The following is a 16,308-nucleotide window of genomic DNA, read 5'->3' as shown; positions in this document are numbered from 1 at the left end:
GACCGTTCGTTCGAGGTCAAGCAGGCCGCGGTCGATGTGATCGCCGCCGGCGGGGACCCGCGCGCGGCGACGCTTCTCGAAGCCCTTTTGGGCGGTGACCTCTTTGCCCGCGAGTCCGATCGGCGCCCGGTCCTGGTCGCACCTGCTCCCGGCGGGTACCGGCTCACCGATGCACTCGACGGCAGCGATCTCGGCGAGGTCGAGCGCGGCGCGGTGAAGAAGATCACGATCAACAACCGCATGCGCAACCAACTGCGCACGGCGATTGCCGCCCTCACGCTGGCGAGTCCCGATCCGGCGATTCGTCTCAAGGCCGCGCAGCAAATGCTGGGTGATGCCAACCCGATCGTCCTCGAGGCGGTTCGCGAACAGCTCGAGCGCGAGGACGATCAGCGCGTGCGCGATTATCTCGATCTGAGCCTGGCGCTGGCGAGTCTGCGCGACGAGGATCCCGCGGCCCGGCTCGTCGCAGTGAACACGCTTTCCGGGAGTCTCTATCCGGACTCGCGAAACGCCCTGACCAAGCTACTGAATGACGAGCCCGATCCGGAGGTGCGTGCGGCTGCCGAGCGTTCACTCGCCGCGATCGAACAGAAGCTCAAGCTCAACGCGGCGGCGGAGACGCTCTTCTTCGGGCTCAGTCTCGGCTCGGTCCTGGTGCTCGCGGCCATCGGTCTGGCGATCACCTTCGGGGTCATGGGCGTGATCAACATGGCCCACGGCGAGCTGATCATGATCGGGGCCTATACCACCTATCTCGTCCAGCTGGCGATGCCCGGATTCCTCGATTACTCGTTGTTCGTCGCCATCCCGGCGGCCTTCGTGGTCGCGGGGTTGCTCGGGGTTCTGATCGAGCGCACCGTCATCCGCTTTCTCTACGGCCGACCGCTCGAAACCCTGCTGGCCACCTTCGGCATCAGCCTGATCCTTCAGCAACTGGTGCGCACGACCATCTCGGCCCAGAACGTGGCGGTGCAAAATCCGTCCTGGATGAGCGGTGCGCTTCAGATCAATCCGGCGCTCGCCCTGACCTACAACCGGCTCTACATCCTGATCTTCGCCTTGATGGTCTTCGTGGCCCTGCTGCTGATCCTCAAGCGCACCGCCTTGGGGCTGCAGGTGCGCGCGGTCGCTCAGAATCGGGCGATGGCGCGCTCGATGGGCGTGCGCTCGGCGCGGGTCGATGCGCTCACATTCGGGCTAGGCGCCGGGGTGGCGGGGGTGGCCGGTGTCGCCTTGTCCCAGCTCACCAACGTCGGCCCCAACATGGGGCAGGCCTACATCATCGACTCCTTCATGGTCGTGGTCTTCGGCGGGGTCGGGAATCTCTGGGGGACGCTGGTTGCCGGCTTGACCCTGGGCGTTGCGAACAAGCTGATGGAGCCCTGGGCCGGCGCGGTGCTTGCCAAGATCCTGGTGCTCGTCTTCATCATCCTCTTCATTCAGAAGCGCCCGCGGGGACTCTTCCCCCAACGCGGACGCGCGGCGGACGGGTAAAGAGGTCAATCGGATTCAGAGATCCGTGGTGAGTTTGAAGGTCGGTTGACGCTGCGCCGGCCCGGCCACACAGTGCGTTTTGCCTGGTTTCGGAGACTTGAGATATGGGTGTGGTCAGGATCATGAAGGGCGACAAAGGCGGACAGGCGATGCTGGCCGTCCTGCTGGTCGTGGCGGTCGTGGTACCGATCCTGAATCTGGTGGTGCCCGAGTCCAGCCCCTGGCATGTTTCCACCTACACGGTGACCCTGCTCGGTAAGTATCTGACCTACGCGCTGCTCGCCGTCGCGGTCGATCTGGTCTGGGGTTATCTGGGCATCCTGAGTCTGGGCCATGCCGCCTTCTTCGGTCTCGGCGGCTACGCGATGGGCATGTATCTGATGCGTCAGATCGGCGACCGCGGGGTCTACGGTCACCCGGTGCTGCCGGACTTCATGGTCTTCCTGAACTGGTCGGAGCTGCCCTGGTTCTGGCAGGGCTTCGACCTCTTCTGGTTCGCCGCGCTCATGGCCATCCTGGTCCCCGGGACCTTGGCCTTCATCTTCGGCTATCTCGCCTTTCGCTCGCGGGTCACCGGTGTCTATCTCTCCATCATGACCCAGGCCCTGACCTATGCCCTGATGCTCGCCTTCTTCCGCAACGAGATGGGCTTCGGCGGCAACAACGGTCTGACCGACTTCAAGGACATCCTGGGCTTCGATCTGAAGAGCGATGCGACCCGGATCGGGCTCTTCCTCGCCTCGGCGGGCGCCTTGGCGCTCGGCTATCTGGCCTGCCGCTGGATCGTCACCTCGCGGCTCGGGCGTGTCGCGGTCGCGATCCGCGACGCCGAGGCCCGCACCCGCTTCATCGGATACCGGGTCGATCGGGTGAAGCTCGCCATCTTCACCTTCTCGGCGATGCTCGCGGGCGTGGCCGGGGCGCTCTATGTCCCGCAGGTCGGCATCATCAATCCGGGCGAGTTCTCGCCGCTCAACTCCATCGAGCTGGTGATCTGGGTGGCCATCGGCGGTCGGGCGACGCTCTACGGCGCCGTCATCGGCGCCATCCTGGTCAACTACGGCAAGACCTATTTCACCGGCGCCTTCCCCGAGGCGTGGCTCTTCGCCCTGGGTGCGCTCTTCGTCATCGTCACACTCTTCCTGCCCAAAGGGATCGCGGGCCTGGTCGGCATGATCAGGACCTGGCGACGATCGCGATCCACTGCCGGGCCTCGGGCGGAGGCGGCACCATGAAACCGGTCGAGCAGCTCCGCGAATCCATGCGCAAGGACCGGCAATGGAGCTTCATGTACTCCATGCTGGATCTTGAGCTGGATGTCAGCCAGGGCGTGATCCTCTATTTGGAAGATGTCAGCGTCAGCTTCGATGGCTTCAAGGCGATCAATAGCCTGAACTTCTACGTCAACGCCGGCGAGCTGCGCTGCGTGATCGGCCCCAACGGTGCCGGCAAGACGACCATGATGGACATCATCACCGGCAAGACCCGTCCGGATACGGGCAGCGCCTATTTCGGGCGGACCATCGATCTACTGCGACTCTCCGAGCCCGAGATCGCCGCGCTCGGGATCGGCCGCAAGTTTCAGAAGCCGACGGTCTTCGAGTCCCACAGCGTCTTCGAGAACCTCGAGCTCGCGATGGCCGGCGACAAACGCGTCTTCCCGACCCTGTTTGCGCGAATCAGCGGCGAGCAACACGACCGCATCCACGAGGTTTTGGGGATCATCGGTCTTCAGGAACAGACCCAGCGCGAGGCCGGCGCACTCTCGCACGGCCAGAAACAATGGCTCGAGATCGGCATGTTGTTGATGCAGGATCCCCATCTGCTGCTGGTCGACGAGCCGGTCGCGGGCATGACACACCAGGAGATGGACCGCACGGCGGAGCTGCTGCTCTCGCTGGAGGGCAAGCATTCCGTAGTGGTCGTCGAGCACGACATGGATTTCGTCCGCTCCATCGCCAAGCGCGTCACCGTCCTGCATCAGGGCTCGGTCCTCGCCGAAGGCAGCATGGACGAGGTGCAGAACGACCCGCGCGTGGTCGAGGTCTATCTGGGGGAGTAATCCCGATGGGGATCACCTCCTGTATCCTGTTCGAGACGGCGCGCCATGCGCGCGAACGCCCTCGGAGGCCACGCGATGACGACGGACTACGATCAAGACTTCTATGCCTGGTCGCGAGAGCAGGCCAGCCTGCTGCGCTCCGGTCAGTACGGGCGACTGGATGTCATGCACCTCGTCGAGGAGATCGAGGACTTGGGAAAGCGGGAACGCCGTGCATTGGAAAGTCGGCTCGCGGTCTTGCTGGGCCATCTTCTCAAATGGCAGTACCAGCCGGAGTATCCGAGCCGCAAATCCTGGCGCGCGACCATCAACACCCAACGCCGCGCGATCGCCAAGCTGCTGGACGAAAACCCGAGCTTGGCCGCTAAACTCGACGAGATCATTCGCGACGCCTATCCGGATGCGGTCGACCTCGCCGTTGCCGAGACGCCGCTGGACTACGATGCCTTTCCGGAGGGCTGTCCCTGGGACCAGGCGCAAATCCGAGGCACCTTCTTGCCCGGCTAAAACGCGACTTGAGCAACATGCGATGTGATCGCTTTGAGCGGACCGCTGATGAGCCCACGACCTCAGCGGGGACGCGTTTTAGGAATTTTTTTCTTTTAGTGACGATTCAGAAACAAGGTGAACGCCTTGATGAACACGTAGGATGGGTAGAGCGTCAGCGAAACCCATCCTCCAAACCGCCGCGTTGTCGGGTGTCGGTCTGATGCGCTTGGCGCGGGCTGGATGGGTTTCGCTTCGCTCTACCCATCCTACTTGTTTCGGTTGTTTTTGAATCCTTCCTTATCTTGAATCGCGTCGACTCCGAGGTTTTTCGGGGCATCGACGCGGCGGCACATGACGACATTGATCATCACCTCGGACGCGATTCAATATGCTTGCGATTTCGGGACTTAATCAGTTCTACGGCGAGAGCCACACCCTCTGGGATCTGGATGTCGAGATCCCGCAGGGTCAGTGCACCTGCGTCATGGGTCGCAACGGCGTCGGCAAGACCACACTGATGCAATGCATCATGGGGCTCCTCCCGTTACGGTCCGGCTCCCTGAGCTATCATGGCCAGGATCTCGCCAGACTCACCGCCGAGCGTCGCGCACCACTTGGGATCGGCTATGTCCCGCAAGGCCGGCAGATCTTCCCGCTGCTGACCGTCGAGGAGAACCTGCGCATCGGTCTCGCCGCGCGGCCCGATCGCGCCAAACAGATCCCGGGCTACATCTTCGAGCTCTTCCCGGTGCTCAAAGAGATGCTCGGGCGTCGCGGCGGCGATCTCTCCGGCGGTCAGCAACAACAGCTGGCCATCGGCCGGGCGCTCGTCATCGACCCCAAGCTCCTGATCCTCGACGAGCCCACCGAAGGCATCCAACCCAACATCGTCCATGAGATCGGCGACATCATCCGCCGTCTCATGACCGACTTAAACCTCACCGTCATCCTGGTCGAGCAGAAGCTCCCCTTCGCCCGCCGCGTCGCCGATCGTTTCATCATCCTCGACCGCGGACGGCTGATGGCGAGCGGGGCGATGCCAGATCTGAGCGAGGAGCTCGTCAAGCAATACCTGACGGTGTGAGTCCTTCAGCGCCCGCGCTGGGTTCGGTTGACTTCGCTCTCGCTCGTCCTCCCTACCGGCCGGTTTTATGAGTCTTTCGTGCTGGCAGTCACTCCTTTACCGGCAGCGCCTCGCGTTTCCGATACACCGTCCCCTGAAAGAGCGCGATCAGCGTCTGCTCCTCGTCGAGGATGCGAATCAGATAGGTGGCGAGCTTGGCGTTGATCGAGACCTCTTCGTCCTCGGCGACGAGTGATCCGCCGCGTGCGGCCGTCATGTAGGAGATGGTCACGTTGATCCCGAGCGCGACCGTGCCGTGTGAGTTGGACGCGACCGCAAAGGCCAGATCGGCAAGGCTGAAGATGGCTCCGCCGTGGACGACTCCGACGGCGTTGCGGTGGTGATCATGGATCTCGAGCTTGGCCTTGGCCCGGCCCGGCGCCATCTCCAGAAGCTCGATACCGACGTGTGCGGCGAAACGGTCCTTGAGAAAGAAGTCCTTCAGCTCGGCCTGGGTTGGCTGAGGGGACCGCTGAGGGTTCGTCATGGGTCTCTCCTTCACGACTGATGGTCCGAATGTCGTCGAGCGGGCATGAAACCCCTTCGCCGGACGCGGTGTCGAAGTATACCCTCACAGGAAAACAGGCAGCCGGATCGGATATCGACCTATGACCCCAGTGAAATACCGCGCCCTCTGGGCGACGCTTCTTTTGCTCCAATCCGCAGTGCTCGTCCCGGCGACGGCGTACAGCGGGCTCAACGAGCCGCAACGCATCATCCAGCAGGTCTCGGACGGCCTGATGCGGGTGCTGCGCGAGGATCGGAATCTGCTCAGGTCCGACCCTGGCTACGTCCATCGTCTGGTCGACGAGCTGTTCTTGCCGCATGTGGACGTCCCGCGCGTCTCGGCCTTAGCGCTCGGACCCTATTGGCGGGATGCGACGCCGGAGCAGCGTCGGGTGTTCCAAGCGGAGTTTCAGCGGCTCTTGATCCAGACCTATGCCTCCGCGCTCGACGCGCTCAGCTCCTGGGATATCCGCTTCCTCCCCATGCAGCTGGAGCCGGGCGCCACGCGCACGCTCGTTCGCACCGAGATCCAGCAGCCGGGCGGGCAGCCCGTGCGAGTGGACTATCGGATGGCCTACAGCGACGGACGTTGGCGCGCCTACGATGTGGCGGTTCAGGAGATCAGCTTGCTGGCCTCGTACCGCAACCAGTTCACCTCGGTGGCGCAGCGTCGCGGCATCGACGGGTTGCTCGAGGAGTTGACCACCCGGAACGACACCCGGCGTTGACCAAAACCGCGCCCTGCGCGGTATGCGTCGTGTGTTGGACTGTCTTGGTCGCGCCAGCTCCAGCGTTCGTCAAGTCTGCCGAGGCCGATCCCATCCAAAAACCTCGCATCCCGCGCAGGGCGCGGTTTAATTAGCGAGCGTCGGTGTGAGTGCAAAACCGCGCAGGTTCCTGGAGAACCGCTCCAACGCCTGAATCCCTGTCGCCTCGGCCTGCTGACACCAATCCTGAAGCGCGCTCAGCAATGCCTCCTGGCTGGGCGTCTTGCGGTCCCAGACCTCCTGCAGGCGCTCGCGAAACTGATAGACGGTGGCGAGCGTCTGATTCTTGGCCAGGATCTGCTCCAAACGGCTGCGAGCGGCGACGTCGAGTCGTTGACCCTCGGTCAGAAGCAGTTTTCGCGTTTGCCTGACCAATCGTCTGCAGTGCTCCGCGTCACGGCATAGCTCCTCGCGCGACACCGGGACCATCACCTCTTTTCCGTAGCGCGCAAAGACGTGCATCCGACTCGTGATCACGGCACGCAGGGTCTCGAGGTCCAATTGCGACTTGCCCGGGACCACCTGCGGGTTGGGTGCGACCCGGCGGACCTTCGCCAGCCGCAGAGCTTTGAGGATTCGGATATACATCCAGCCGATATCGAATTCCCACCATTTCGACGATAGCCGCGCCGAGCTGGGGAAGGCATGGTGATTGTTGTGCAGCTCTTCGCCGCCGATCAGGATGCCCCAGGGAACGATGTTGGTAGAGGCATCCGGCGGCTCGAAGTTGCGATAGCCGAAATAGTGCCCGACGCCGTTGATGACACCGGCAGCGAAGATGGGGATCCAAAGCATCTGAACGGCCCACATCACGATTCCGTAGACGCCGAAGAGAACGATATCCAGGATCAGCATCAGCGCGACGCCTTGCCCGGAAAAGCGGCTGTAGAGCCGACGCTCGATCCAGTCGTCCGGGGTGCCTTGGCCGTAGCGCTCGACGGCCGCACGATCGCTTGCCGCTTGTGCGTAGAGCTCAGCGCCCTCGCCCAAGACCTTGCGTAGGCCCAAGACCTGCGGGCTATGCGGGTCCTCGACGGTCTCGCACTTGGCATGATGACGCCGATGGACGCCGACCCACTCCTTGGTCACCATCCCGGTCGTGAGCCAGAGCCAGAATCGAAAGAAGTGCGAGACCGCCGGATGTAGATCGAGCGCCCGATGTGCTTGTGCACGGTGCAAATAGACCGTCACGGCGACGATGGTGATATGGGTCATGCCGAGAGTGATGAGAACGGCCGACAAGATGTCGACGTCGAGCAATCCGTAGGGCGTCATGGATGTCCTGAAGAAGTGGTGGTGTGCGGATCCGGGCGTGGCCGGTGGCGATCTGGCCCTTTGCCGTTGTCCGGTTAGGGTTTTATTGCGACCGCCCTTTGTAGCATCAGGTTCCCGACCGCGTCCAGATCCGCCCGCCAGCCGGGGGCGAGCCAGGTGGTGGCCAGCGCGTCTGCGATGATCGCCGGTCCAAGCAGCCCGTGCCCTTGGCCGAGGTCCTCACGTGTCCAGCAGGTGACCGGCGTCGGACATCCGTAAGCAGCGGAGCTTCCCGTCGGGTTCCCTCGGCCGGACACGCCGATCGGCGGCAACACAAGATTCGGGATCGGGCCGCGTACGCGCACCCGCAGATTGACCAGCTCGACCGGCAGATCGAGCCGGTGGCCGTAGCGATCCCGGTGCTGCGCGTGAAACGCGGCGATGGTCCCCGCGACACCATCCCAGTGCAGATTGAGCGTGTGGGATTGGCCGCGATAGCGTAGATCGAGCGAGTGCTCGACACGCAGATCAGCGCGGGCCACGCCCTCCTGCTCCAGCTCGGCGATCCCGGACTCGGCGAGCGCGCCAAGCGCCGCCTCGATCTCGCCATCACCGGCCTCGGCGAGCAGTCCGAGGCGCGTCCGGGTCAGGGTTCGCCCGGCCGGGGTCACCAGCATCCCGAGAGCGGATAGGACGCCGGCATGCACCGGGACCAGGGCGCGGGTCATGCCCAACGCCTCGGCCAAGGCGCAGACATGCAGACCGCCGGCACCGCCGAACGAGGTCAGGATGAAATCGCGCGGATCCAGGCCGCGCCGCACCGAGATGACCCGCAGGGCACGGGCCATATGCTCGTCGGCCAGACGGATCACGCCCAGGGCTGCCTCCTCGATCGAGAGCCCCATGGCGTGCGCGAGTCGTGCGAGTGCAGCACGGGCGGCGTCCGCGTCCAACTGCATCCGCCCGCCGAGGAAACCGTTCGGGTCGAGCCGTCCGAGCACTAGATTTGCGTCGGTCACGGTCGCCTCGCGTCCGCCGCGGTCATAGCAGGCCGGTCCCGGGTCGGCCCCGGCGGACTTGGGTCCGACCAAGAGCATGCCGCCGGCATCGAGCTGCGCGATCGATCCGCCGCCGGCTCCGATGGTATGCATGTCCACCATCGGCAGTGCGACGGGGAAGCCGGCGATTCGCCCGTCGGTGGTCAGACGCGGCTCGCCGTCGACTACGGCGACATCCGTGGAGGTCCCGCCCATGTCGAAGGTCAGCAACCGCGCACCACCGGTCTGCGCCGCGGCGAAGGCCGCCCCGGCAAGTCCGCCTGCAGGACCCGAGAGCAGCAGGCGCGCGGTGTGCCGGGCGGCCTGACTCGCCGTGACCGCCTCCCCGCTGCTCTGCATGACCGAGACCCGCGCCCCAGACAGGCCGTCGGCAAGGCGCCCGATATAGCGGGCGACGACGGGTCCGATCCGGGCATTGATCCAGGTGGCGATCCCACGCTCGTACTCGCCGACAAGCGGCAGGACCTCTGAGGAGCGCGCGACGAATAGGCCCTCGGGCATTGCGTCCTCCAAGGCCCGCTCGGCACTGTCGTCCAGATACGAAAAGAGCAGGTTGATCGCGACCGACTCCGGGGCGAGCCGCGCGACCGTCGCCTTCAGCGCGCCCAGGTCGGCCGCGGTCAGGGGTTCGACCCACTGGCCGTCGGCGCCTAGACGTCCGCCGGTCTCGACACAGAGCTCGGGGGGAACCGGCGGGAGACGTGCCGGGGGCTGGAGATCGTAGAGGTCGGGTCGCGCTTGGCGACCGATGGTTAAGAGATCGCCGAGCCCGTGATTGGCGACATAAAGTGTGCGGACACCCTTGCCTTCGAGAACCGCATTGGTCGCCACGGTGCTCCCGTGGATAACGTGCAAAGCTGCGGGATCAAGGCCAAGCTCGGCGATCCCGCGCAGGATCGCCTGCTCGGGCGCCGCCGGTGTCGAGAGGACCTTATGCGTCCGGACCGAGCCGTCGCGCCAGAGCACCAGGTCGGTGAAGGTCCCTCCGGTATCGATGCCGACGATGATCATGGCCGATGATGGTCGCGCTCGAGGGTTGCCAGGGTCGCAGAGCCACAGGCCGACAAGGCTTAGCCGGATCTAGTCGCCGGCCCGGGCGCGGGTGTCGGCCAACGGATCTTCGGCCTCGGCCGGGGGCGGTGCAATCGAGGGCACGCGAAGATGCAGCGCGGCCTTGGCGAGCAGGTGCGCACTGACCGGGGCCGTGATGAAGAGGAAGAGGGTTACCAGGATCTCATGCAGGCTGAGCCCCTCGTCGCGGGTACTGAAATAAAGCACCGATGCGATCAGCAGCGCACCGACGCCGAGCGTCGTCGCCTTGGTCGGGCCATGCAGGCGCGTATAGAAATCGCCCAGCCGGGCAAGTCCCAAAGACCCGATGAAGGTGAAGAGCGCACCGACGACGATCAGAACCGACAACGTTATTTCAAGCATTCAATCGCGTCCTCGCCGTGATCAAAAGAGGGTGTGCCGCATCGGATCCACGTGGATTCCTGAAAGCATGGCGTCGACGCGATTGAAGAATGAAAATCAAAAAATTAAACATCATGAAAGCGCGTCGACTCCGACGTGTACAAATGCAGGCGACGTTTGCGATTCCCTCGAATATTACAGAAGTCCACCAAGAGACGCGCTTTCATCACTCGATGATATCGCCGCGCAGGAGATACTTGCAGAGTGCCACCGTACCGACAAACCCCATCATGGCGATCAGGAGCGCGGCCTCGAAGTACAGCGAGCTACCCAGATGGATCCCGAGCAGGACCAGCAAGGCAATGGTATTGATGTAGAGGGTGTCGAGCGCCAGGATGCGGTCCGGTTTGTCCGGCCCCCGGAGCAGGCGCCAGAGGCTCAGCAGCAGCGCTGCGGAAACCAGTGCGAAGGCGATGGAGACGGCGATGCTCAGCATGGCTCGAAGACCTCTTTGATCGGTGCCTCGTAGCGGCGCTTGATCTCGGCGATCAGGGCGTCGGGGTCTTTGACCTTCAACCCGTGCACGACCAGATGGCTGCGGTCCGGGCTCAGCCAAGCCGAGACGGTGCCCGGCGTCAACGAGACCGTGTTGGCGAGCAGGCTGATCCCGAGATCCGTGCGCAAGTCGAGCGGCATGCGCACGAAGGCCGGCTTGACGTGCTTGGGCCCGGCCAGGATCAGGGCGGCGACCGCGAGGTTGGCGATCAGGATGTCGTACATGACGACCGCAAAAAAGCGCATCAAGGTCAGGGGCTTGTGGATCCTGACCTGCTCCGGCCAGAAGCGCAGCGTGAAGACCGGGATCGCCCATCCCAGGAGCAGGCCCAGAAGGATCTGACCGGGCGACAGGCTGTTGACCAGCAGGAGCCAGATGACCGCCAGAACCGGCGTGAGGATCGGATGGGGCAGCAGCCTGAGGTTCATCGCTTATAGACTCCGCTCATCAACTTTGGGGTTCGCCCAGCACGGCGCGGATGTAAAGGCTCGGCTGCAGGAGCTGCTCGGCGGTCGCGCGGGTGTAGTCGAACAAGGGTCCGGCCCAGACGACCAGCGCGACACAGAGCAGCAGCAGTCCGATGACCGGCAAGAGGCGGCCCCAATTCGGACCGATGGCGTGGCGACCGGACGCGCCGGTCCGCTCGATCGGCCCCTCTGCGCGGTAGAACAAGAGGCTGCCGCTGCGCGCCAGTGCGATGACGCCGAAGAGCCCGGCGGTCAGGATCACGCCGAACACCCAAGGCATGCTCGGCAGGTCCACCGCAGCGCTCAGCACCATGTACTTGCCCACGAACCCCGAGAGCGGCGGCAGCCCGGTGACCAGGATAGCGGTGATGAAGAAGAGCGCACCGACCAGGTTGGCGTTGGCGATGATCGGCCCCGGATCCAGACGATCCGCAAGCGTGCCGCGCCCCATGGCGATGATGTCAGCCAAGAGGAAAAAGGCCGCCGCGGCGAAGGTGGTGTGCGCCAAGTAGTAGAGACCGGCGCCGATGCTGGCCTCGGTCCCCAGTGCGAAGGCCGTCAGCAGAAACCCCACGGAGACCACGACCAGATAGGCGACCTGTCGACGCAGCTCATGTGCGGCCAGCACGCCCAGGGTGCCGATCGCCATGGTTGCGAGCGCGAGCGGCAACAGCCAGGGGCCGATCAGATTCGCGACCGGACCAGCCTCGGCACCGAAAATCAGGGTATAGACCCGCAGGATGCTGTAGGCGCCGACCTTGGTCATGATCGCGAAGAGTGCGGCCACCGGTGCGGATGTCGACGAATAGGCCGCGGGCAGCCAGAGATAGAGCGGGATCAGGGCCGCCTTGAGCGCGAAGACCACAAACAGCAGGAGCCCGGCCGCACGCACCACGCCGAGGTTTTCCGGCGGGGTCGCTGCCGCCTTCACCGCCAGATCCGCCATGTTGAGCGTCCCGAGGATGGCGTAGAGGGTGCCGACCGCGAACAGAAAGAGCGTGGACCCCGCCAGATTCAGGGCGACGAAGTGCAGCCCGGCGCGCACCCGATTCGCCCCGCCGCGATGCAGCAACAGCGCGTAGGAGGCGAGCAGCAGGATCTCGAAGAAGACGAAGAGGTTGAACAGATCGCCGGTCAGAAAGGCACCGCTCAGACCGAACAACTGGAGCTGGAAGAGCGGATGGAAGTGCCGGCTTCCGGCATCCGTGCCACGCACGGCGTAGAGCATGGCGAAGAAGGCGAGCAGGCTCGTGACGAGCAGCATCCAGACGCTCAGACGATCCGCGACCATGACGATCCCGTAGGGCGCCGGCCAGTTGCCGAGCGCATACACCAGGATCTCGCCCCCGAGGACACTCTTGACCAGGACCGACACCAGCAGGATTTGGATGACAAGTGCGACAAGATTTAGGCTGCGTCGCGTGCGCAAGGGCATGACGCGCCGCAACAGCAGCAACAGGGTTGCCGCAAAGAGCGGGAAGAGGACCGGTGCGATGACCTCATGGTTCATCCGTGCTCTCCCCCCCGAGCGTCACGGGCGTCCTCGGCGTCGAGTCGCCCATCCACCTGATCCGTTCCCAGCTCGGCACGCGCCTTGAGCGCCAGCATGATGATGAAGGCCGTCATGGCGAAACTGATGACGATGGCGGTCAACACCAGCGCCTGAGGCAGCGGGTCCGCATAGCCGGCGGCCTGATCCGAGATCACCGCGGGTAGACCGACGGTCAGGCGCCCGGTGATGAAGAGGAAGAGATTCACGGCGTAAGACAACAGGGTCAGTCCGATGACCACGGGGAAGGTGCGCGCCCGCAGTGCAAGATAGACCCCGCAGGCGGTCAAGACACCGATGATCACGGCGATCAGGGCTTCCATCGACGACAGTTCCTCAAGCATGGTTCGGCTCCGACGTTTCCTGCTCGCCCGGGTGGCTGGCGTTGTGCATCAGGCCGAGATGCACCAGGATCAGGAGTGTCGCCCCGACCACCACGAGATAGACGCCGAGGTCGAAGGCGATCGCCGAAGCCAGCTCGAAGTCACCGATGACCGGCCAGTGCACATGCGTGAAGGCGGAGGTCAGGAAAGGATAGCCGAAGACCAGGCTCGCCAATCCGGTGAGCAACCCGATCAGCAGCCCGGCGCCGATGACCGGATGCAGATTGGAGGTCATGCGGCTGTGCGTCCATTCCACGCCGTTCGCCAAGTACTGCATGATCAAGGCGATCGCGGTGATGAGCCCGGCGATGAAACCGCCGCCCGGCAGGTTGTGTCCGCGCAGGAAGATGAAGACCGAGACCAGCAGGGCGAGGGGCAGCAGGAGGCGCGTCAACGCCGCCATGATGGTCGGGTGCATGTCCCAGTTCCAGGGCCGCCCGCGTGCGTCGCACGCAGGTCCGGGCAGACGCAGATCCCTGAGCATCGCATAGATCCCCAACCCCGCCAGCGCTAGAACCGAGATCTCGCCCAGGGTGTCGAAGCCCCGAAAATCCACCAGGATGACGTTCACGACGTTGCCGCCTCCGCCTCCCGGCACGCTGTTCTCCAGAAAGTAATCCGCGATGCTCTCGTAAGGCCGGGTGAGGACCGACCAGGTCAGTGCCGCCGCGCCACCGCCGGCCAAGCCGGCCACCCCGATATCGCGGATGCGTCGCGGCCAGCTCGACTCGGCCGGGCTGTACTGCGGCAGAAAATAGAGCGCCAGCAGCAGCAGGACGATGGTGACCACCTCGACCGAGAGTTGGGTCAGGGCGAGGTCCGGCGCCGAGAACTTCACGAAGATGAGCGAGACCAGCAATCCCAGCGCACCCATCACGATCAATGCGGTCAGGCGTCGGCGGTGCAGGAAGACCGTCCAGAGCGCGACGACGAGGAGTGCGAGTGTCACCAGTACGCTTACCGCATCGGCGGGCAAGAGTGCGCGCTCGCCGGTGAGTGACGCTCCGCCGCCGAGGAAGCCGATCGTCCCCAGGGTGAGCGCGGAGAGGATGAAGACGAGCAGCATGCGCTGCAACGAGCCGGTATCCAGCGTGCGGGTGACGGCCCCGGCCAGAGCGAGGAGTCCCTTCAGAAGCCAATCGAAGACTGCCTTGGCATCGAGGAGCCCTTCGAGCCTGGTCGCGAGCTTGAACAGCGGCCGCCGTCCGGCATAGATGAGGATACCTCCGATCAAGGCGATCACACTCATGATGAGTGCGGCGTTCACGCCGTGCCAGATGGCCAGATCGTAGTCCGGCGGGGCGCTCTGAAGCACGCCCGTCGCCGCCACCGAGAGCAGCGGCGCCACGGTAAAGGCCGGCAGGATCCCGACCAGCAGACAGATCGCGACCAGGATCTCCACCGGCACCTTCATCCAGCGCGGCGGCTCGTGCGGGGTCTTGGGCAGATCCACCGGGTCGCCGTTGAAGAAGACGTCGTGGATGAAGCGCAGCGAATAGGCCACGGCAAAGATCCCCGCGACGACGACGGCGCCGGGCAGGAGCCACTCCCAGGAATGGTTCGCCGAGAAGGTGACCGTCTCGCCGAAGAACATCTCCTTGGAGAGGAACCCGTTGAAGAGCGGGACACCTGCCATGGCTGCGGCGGCGACCATCGCCAGCGTCCCCGTGTAGGGCATATAACGCCAGAGACCGTTGATGCGGCGCATGTCGCGCGTCCCGCACTCGTGGTCGATGATGCCCGCGGCCATGAAGAGCGATGCCTTGAAGGTCGCGTGGTTGATGATGTGGAAGACCCCGGCCACTGCGGCGAGCGGTGTCCCGATGCCGAACAGCAGCGTGATCAGGCCCAGATGGCTGATGGTCGAATAGGCGAGCAGACCCTTCAGATCATGCTTGAAGAGGGCGAAATAGGCGCCGATCAACAGGGTCGATAGCCCTGCGCCCATGACCAGAACCGACCACTCGGTGGTGCCCGAAAGTGCCGGGAACAGACGTGCAAGCAGGAACACACCCGCTTTGACAAGGGTTGCGGAGTGCAGATAGGCCGACACGGGCGTGGGTGCCGCCATCGCGTGCGGCAGCCAAAAGTGGAACGGGAACTGCGCCGATTTGGTAAAGGCGCCGAGCAGGATCAACACCAGCATCGGCGTATAGAGTGGGTCGGATCGGATTAGGTCGCCGTTGGCGAGGACCACGGAAAGATCGTAGCTTCCGACCATCTCGCCCAGCAGGACGAAACCGCCGAGCATGGCGAGTCCGCCCAGCCCCGTGACGGCAAGCGCCATGCGGGCACCCGTTCGGGCATCCTCGCGATGTTGCCAGTAGCTGATGAGCAGGAAGGACGAGAGGCTCGTCAGCTCCCAGAACATCAGCAGCAGGATCAGGTTTTCCGACAGGACGATCCCGAGCATCGAGCCCATGAAAAGCAGCAGATAGCCGTAGAACCGGCCCATACAGTCGCGCTCGGCCAGGTAGTAGCGCGCGTAGAGGATCACCAGCAGACCGATCCCCAGGATCATTAGGGCGAACAGCAGACCCAAGCCGTCGAGCCGGAAGGCGAGGTCGAGTCCCAGAGCGGGTATCCAGGGGATACGTTGCACCAGGGTCTCGCCCAGAAACGGGGCGGTCACGCTTGGTGCCAGTGCAATCAGGGCGGCCAGGGCCACGGCGCCGGCCATCCAGGCCGATTGCAGCCGCCCGAAGCGCGAGATCCACGCAGCCAAACCGGCCCCGATGAAGGGAATGAGAACGACGAAGAGAAGATTCATGCACGCGACTGCCTGAACGTGAGGACGGTGCCTCGCTCGCCACAAGGATACCACCGTCGAGCTGCAGGCGCCCCCGCGTGGACTTGCCCGTGCAGATCAAATCACGGCTTGCGACTGCGCAAGCAGATCTTCGGCGCCGCCGGGTCGTCCGAACAGATATCCCTGAAAGGCGTGGCATCCGTGCTCGACGAGAAAGCTTCGCTGAGCCTGCGTCTCGACACCTTCGGCGATGACGCCGAGGCCGAGTGTTTGTGCCAGGGCGACAATGGTGCGCGCAATCGCAGCGTCGTTCGGATCGGTCAGTACGTCGCGGACGAACGACTGGTCGATCTTCAACTGATCGAGCGGCAGCCGCTTCAGATAGGACAAGGACGAGTAGCCGGTTCCGAAGTCATCGAGCGAGAAGCCGACGC

General features: G+C 64.3%; 16 protein-coding genes. 6 read left to right on the top strand and 10 right to left on the bottom strand.

Annotation, left to right across the window (positions count from 1 at the left end):
- The 5 genes from urtB to urtE form a co-directional block, all read left to right on the top strand.
- On the top strand, positions 1-1,497 hold a 1,497-nt coding region (urtB, locus tag GPT33_RS10855), incomplete at its 5' end, for an urea ABC transporter permease subunit UrtB (RefSeq protein WP_296808619.1).
- A gap of 104 nt (positions 1,498-1,601) precedes the next feature.
- Positions 1,602-2,732, top strand: coding sequence for an urea ABC transporter permease subunit UrtC (gene urtC, locus GPT33_RS10850; RefSeq protein WP_296808616.1), 1,131 nt, complete (start codon positions 1,602-1,604; stop codon positions 2,730-2,732).
- Positions 2,729-3,559 carry an urea ABC transporter ATP-binding protein UrtD gene (urtD, locus tag GPT33_RS10845; RefSeq protein ID WP_296808613.1) on the top strand — a complete coding sequence of 277 codons (831 nt, stop codon included), beginning with the start codon at positions 2,729-2,731 and terminating at the stop codon, positions 3,557-3,559. The genes urtC and urtD overlap by 4 nt, the downstream gene beginning before the upstream one ends.
- A 75-nt stretch (positions 3,560-3,634) precedes the next feature.
- The gene (locus GPT33_RS10840; protein WP_296808610.1) at positions 3,635-4,066 is read left to right on the top strand and encodes a DUF29 domain-containing protein; all 432 of its coding nucleotides are present in this window, start codon (positions 3,635-3,637) and stop codon (positions 4,064-4,066) included.
- Between the two features lie 370 nt (positions 4,067-4,436).
- Positions 4,437-5,132 carry an urea ABC transporter ATP-binding subunit UrtE gene (gene urtE, locus GPT33_RS10835; RefSeq protein WP_296808607.1) on the top strand — a complete coding sequence of 232 codons (696 nt, stop codon included), beginning with the start codon at positions 4,437-4,439 and terminating at the stop codon, positions 5,130-5,132.
- 88 nt (positions 5,133-5,220) lie between these two features.
- On the opposite strand, the gene GPT33_RS10830 is transcribed toward urtE, so the two are convergent.
- Positions 5,221-5,658, bottom strand: coding sequence for a hotdog fold thioesterase (locus tag GPT33_RS10830; protein ID WP_296808604.1), 438 nt, complete (start codon positions 5,656-5,658; stop codon positions 5,221-5,223).
- Positions 5,659-5,779: 121 nt separating this feature from the next.
- On the opposite strand from GPT33_RS10830, the gene GPT33_RS10825 reads away from it, so the two are divergent.
- Positions 5,780-6,406 (top strand): ABC transporter substrate-binding protein, encoded by a 627-nt coding sequence (locus GPT33_RS10825; protein ID WP_296808600.1) that lies wholly within the window; start codon positions 5,780-5,782, stop codon positions 6,404-6,406.
- A gap of 126 nt (positions 6,407-6,532) precedes the next feature.
- Here GPT33_RS10825 and GPT33_RS10820 read toward each other — a convergent pair whose 3' ends face one another.
- From GPT33_RS10820 to GPT33_RS10780, 9 genes are all read right to left on the bottom strand, one after another.
- Positions 6,533-7,720: a fatty acid desaturase gene (locus tag GPT33_RS10820; protein WP_296808598.1), complete on the bottom strand. Its 1,188-nt coding sequence runs from the start codon at positions 7,718-7,720 to the stop codon at positions 6,533-6,535.
- A 74-nt stretch (positions 7,721-7,794) separates the two neighbouring features.
- The gene (locus GPT33_RS10815; protein WP_296808596.1) at positions 7,795-9,768 is read right to left on the bottom strand and encodes a hydantoinase/oxoprolinase family protein; all 1,974 of its coding nucleotides are present in this window, start codon (positions 9,766-9,768) and stop codon (positions 7,795-7,797) included.
- Positions 9,769-9,837: 69 nt separating this feature from the next.
- On the bottom strand, positions 9,838-10,191 hold the full coding sequence (locus tag GPT33_RS10810) for a Na+/H+ antiporter subunit G (RefSeq protein WP_296808593.1): 354 nt from the start codon (positions 10,189-10,191) through the stop codon (positions 9,838-9,840).
- 205 nt (positions 10,192-10,396) lie between these two features.
- Positions 10,397-10,666, bottom strand: coding sequence for a K+/H+ antiporter subunit F (locus GPT33_RS10805; protein WP_296808591.1), 270 nt, complete (start codon positions 10,664-10,666; stop codon positions 10,397-10,399).
- Positions 10,660-11,154 (bottom strand): Na+/H+ antiporter subunit E, encoded by a 495-nt coding sequence (locus tag GPT33_RS10800; protein ID WP_296808588.1) that lies wholly within the window; start codon positions 11,152-11,154, stop codon positions 10,660-10,662. Before GPT33_RS10800 ends, GPT33_RS10805 begins: the two co-directional genes overlap by 7 nt.
- 19 nt (positions 11,155-11,173) lie before the next feature.
- Positions 11,174-12,703 (bottom strand): monovalent cation/H+ antiporter subunit D, encoded by a 1,530-nt coding sequence (locus GPT33_RS10795; RefSeq protein ID WP_296808585.1) that lies wholly within the window; start codon positions 12,701-12,703, stop codon positions 11,174-11,176.
- The gene (locus tag GPT33_RS10790; protein WP_296808621.1) at positions 12,700-13,065 is read right to left on the bottom strand and encodes a Na+/H+ antiporter subunit C; all 366 of its coding nucleotides are present in this window, start codon (positions 13,063-13,065) and stop codon (positions 12,700-12,702) included. Before GPT33_RS10790 ends, GPT33_RS10795 begins: the two co-directional genes overlap by 4 nt.
- Positions 13,066-13,078: 13 nt before the next feature.
- Complete coding sequence (locus tag GPT33_RS10785) at positions 13,079-15,895, bottom strand: monovalent cation/H+ antiporter subunit A (protein WP_296808582.1); 2,817 nt, start codon at positions 15,893-15,895, stop codon at positions 13,079-13,081.
- 96 nt (positions 15,896-15,991) lie between these two features.
- Positions 15,992-16,308 (bottom strand): EAL domain-containing protein (locus GPT33_RS10780; protein WP_296808580.1); only part of this gene is annotated, 317 nt, incomplete at its 5' end.

The organism is Thiocapsa sp. (genome assembly GCF_011390875.1).
Lineage (GTDB): Bacteria > Pseudomonadota > Gammaproteobacteria > Chromatiales > Chromatiaceae > Thiocapsa.
This window is presented reverse-complemented; position numbering and strand designations above follow the sequence as displayed.

What these genes read in the sequence shown, in the direction of transcription:
- GPT33_RS10825 (WP_296808600.1), top strand. Translation starts at nt 5,780, where the DNA reads ATGACCCCAGTGAAATACCGCGCCCTCTGGGCGACGCTTCTTTTGCTC.
- GPT33_RS10785 (WP_296808582.1), bottom strand. Translation starts at nt 15,895, where the DNA reads ATGAATCTTCTCTTCGTCGTTCTCATTCCCTTCATCGGGGCCGGTTTG.
- urtC (WP_296808616.1), top strand. Translation starts at nt 1,602, where the DNA reads ATGGGTGTGGTCAGGATCATGAAGGGCGACAAAGGCGGACAGGCGATG.
- GPT33_RS10795 (WP_296808585.1), bottom strand. Translation starts at nt 12,703, where the DNA reads ATGAACCATGAGGTCATCGCACCGGTCCTCTTCCCGCTCTTTGCGGCA.
- GPT33_RS10810 (WP_296808593.1), bottom strand. Translation starts at nt 10,191, where the DNA reads ATGCTTGAAATAACGTTGTCGGTTCTGATCGTCGTCGGTGCGCTCTTC.
- urtD (WP_296808613.1), top strand. Translation starts at nt 2,729, where the DNA reads ATGAAACCGGTCGAGCAGCTCCGCGAATCCATGCGCAAGGACCGGCAA.
- GPT33_RS10840 (WP_296808610.1), top strand. Translation starts at nt 3,635, where the DNA reads ATGACGACGGACTACGATCAAGACTTCTATGCCTGGTCGCGAGAGCAG.
- GPT33_RS10800 (WP_296808588.1), bottom strand. Translation starts at nt 11,154, where the DNA reads ATGAACCTCAGGCTGCTGCCCCATCCGATCCTCACGCCGGTTCTGGCG.
- GPT33_RS10790 (WP_296808621.1), bottom strand. Translation starts at nt 13,065, where the DNA reads ATGGAAGCCCTGATCGCCGTGATCATCGGTGTCTTGACCGCCTGCGGG.
- GPT33_RS10815 (WP_296808596.1), bottom strand. Translation starts at nt 9,768, where the DNA reads ATGATCATCGTCGGCATCGATACCGGAGGGACCTTCACCGACCTGGTG.
- GPT33_RS10805 (WP_296808591.1), bottom strand. Translation starts at nt 10,666, where the DNA reads ATGCTGAGCATCGCCGTCTCCATCGCCTTCGCACTGGTTTCCGCAGCG.
- GPT33_RS10830 (WP_296808604.1), bottom strand. Translation starts at nt 5,658, where the DNA reads ATGACGAACCCTCAGCGGTCCCCTCAGCCAACCCAGGCCGAGCTGAAG.
- urtE (WP_296808607.1), top strand. Translation starts at nt 4,437, where the DNA reads ATGCTTGCGATTTCGGGACTTAATCAGTTCTACGGCGAGAGCCACACC.
- GPT33_RS10820 (WP_296808598.1), bottom strand. Translation starts at nt 7,720, where the DNA reads ATGACGCCCTACGGATTGCTCGACGTCGACATCTTGTCGGCCGTTCTC.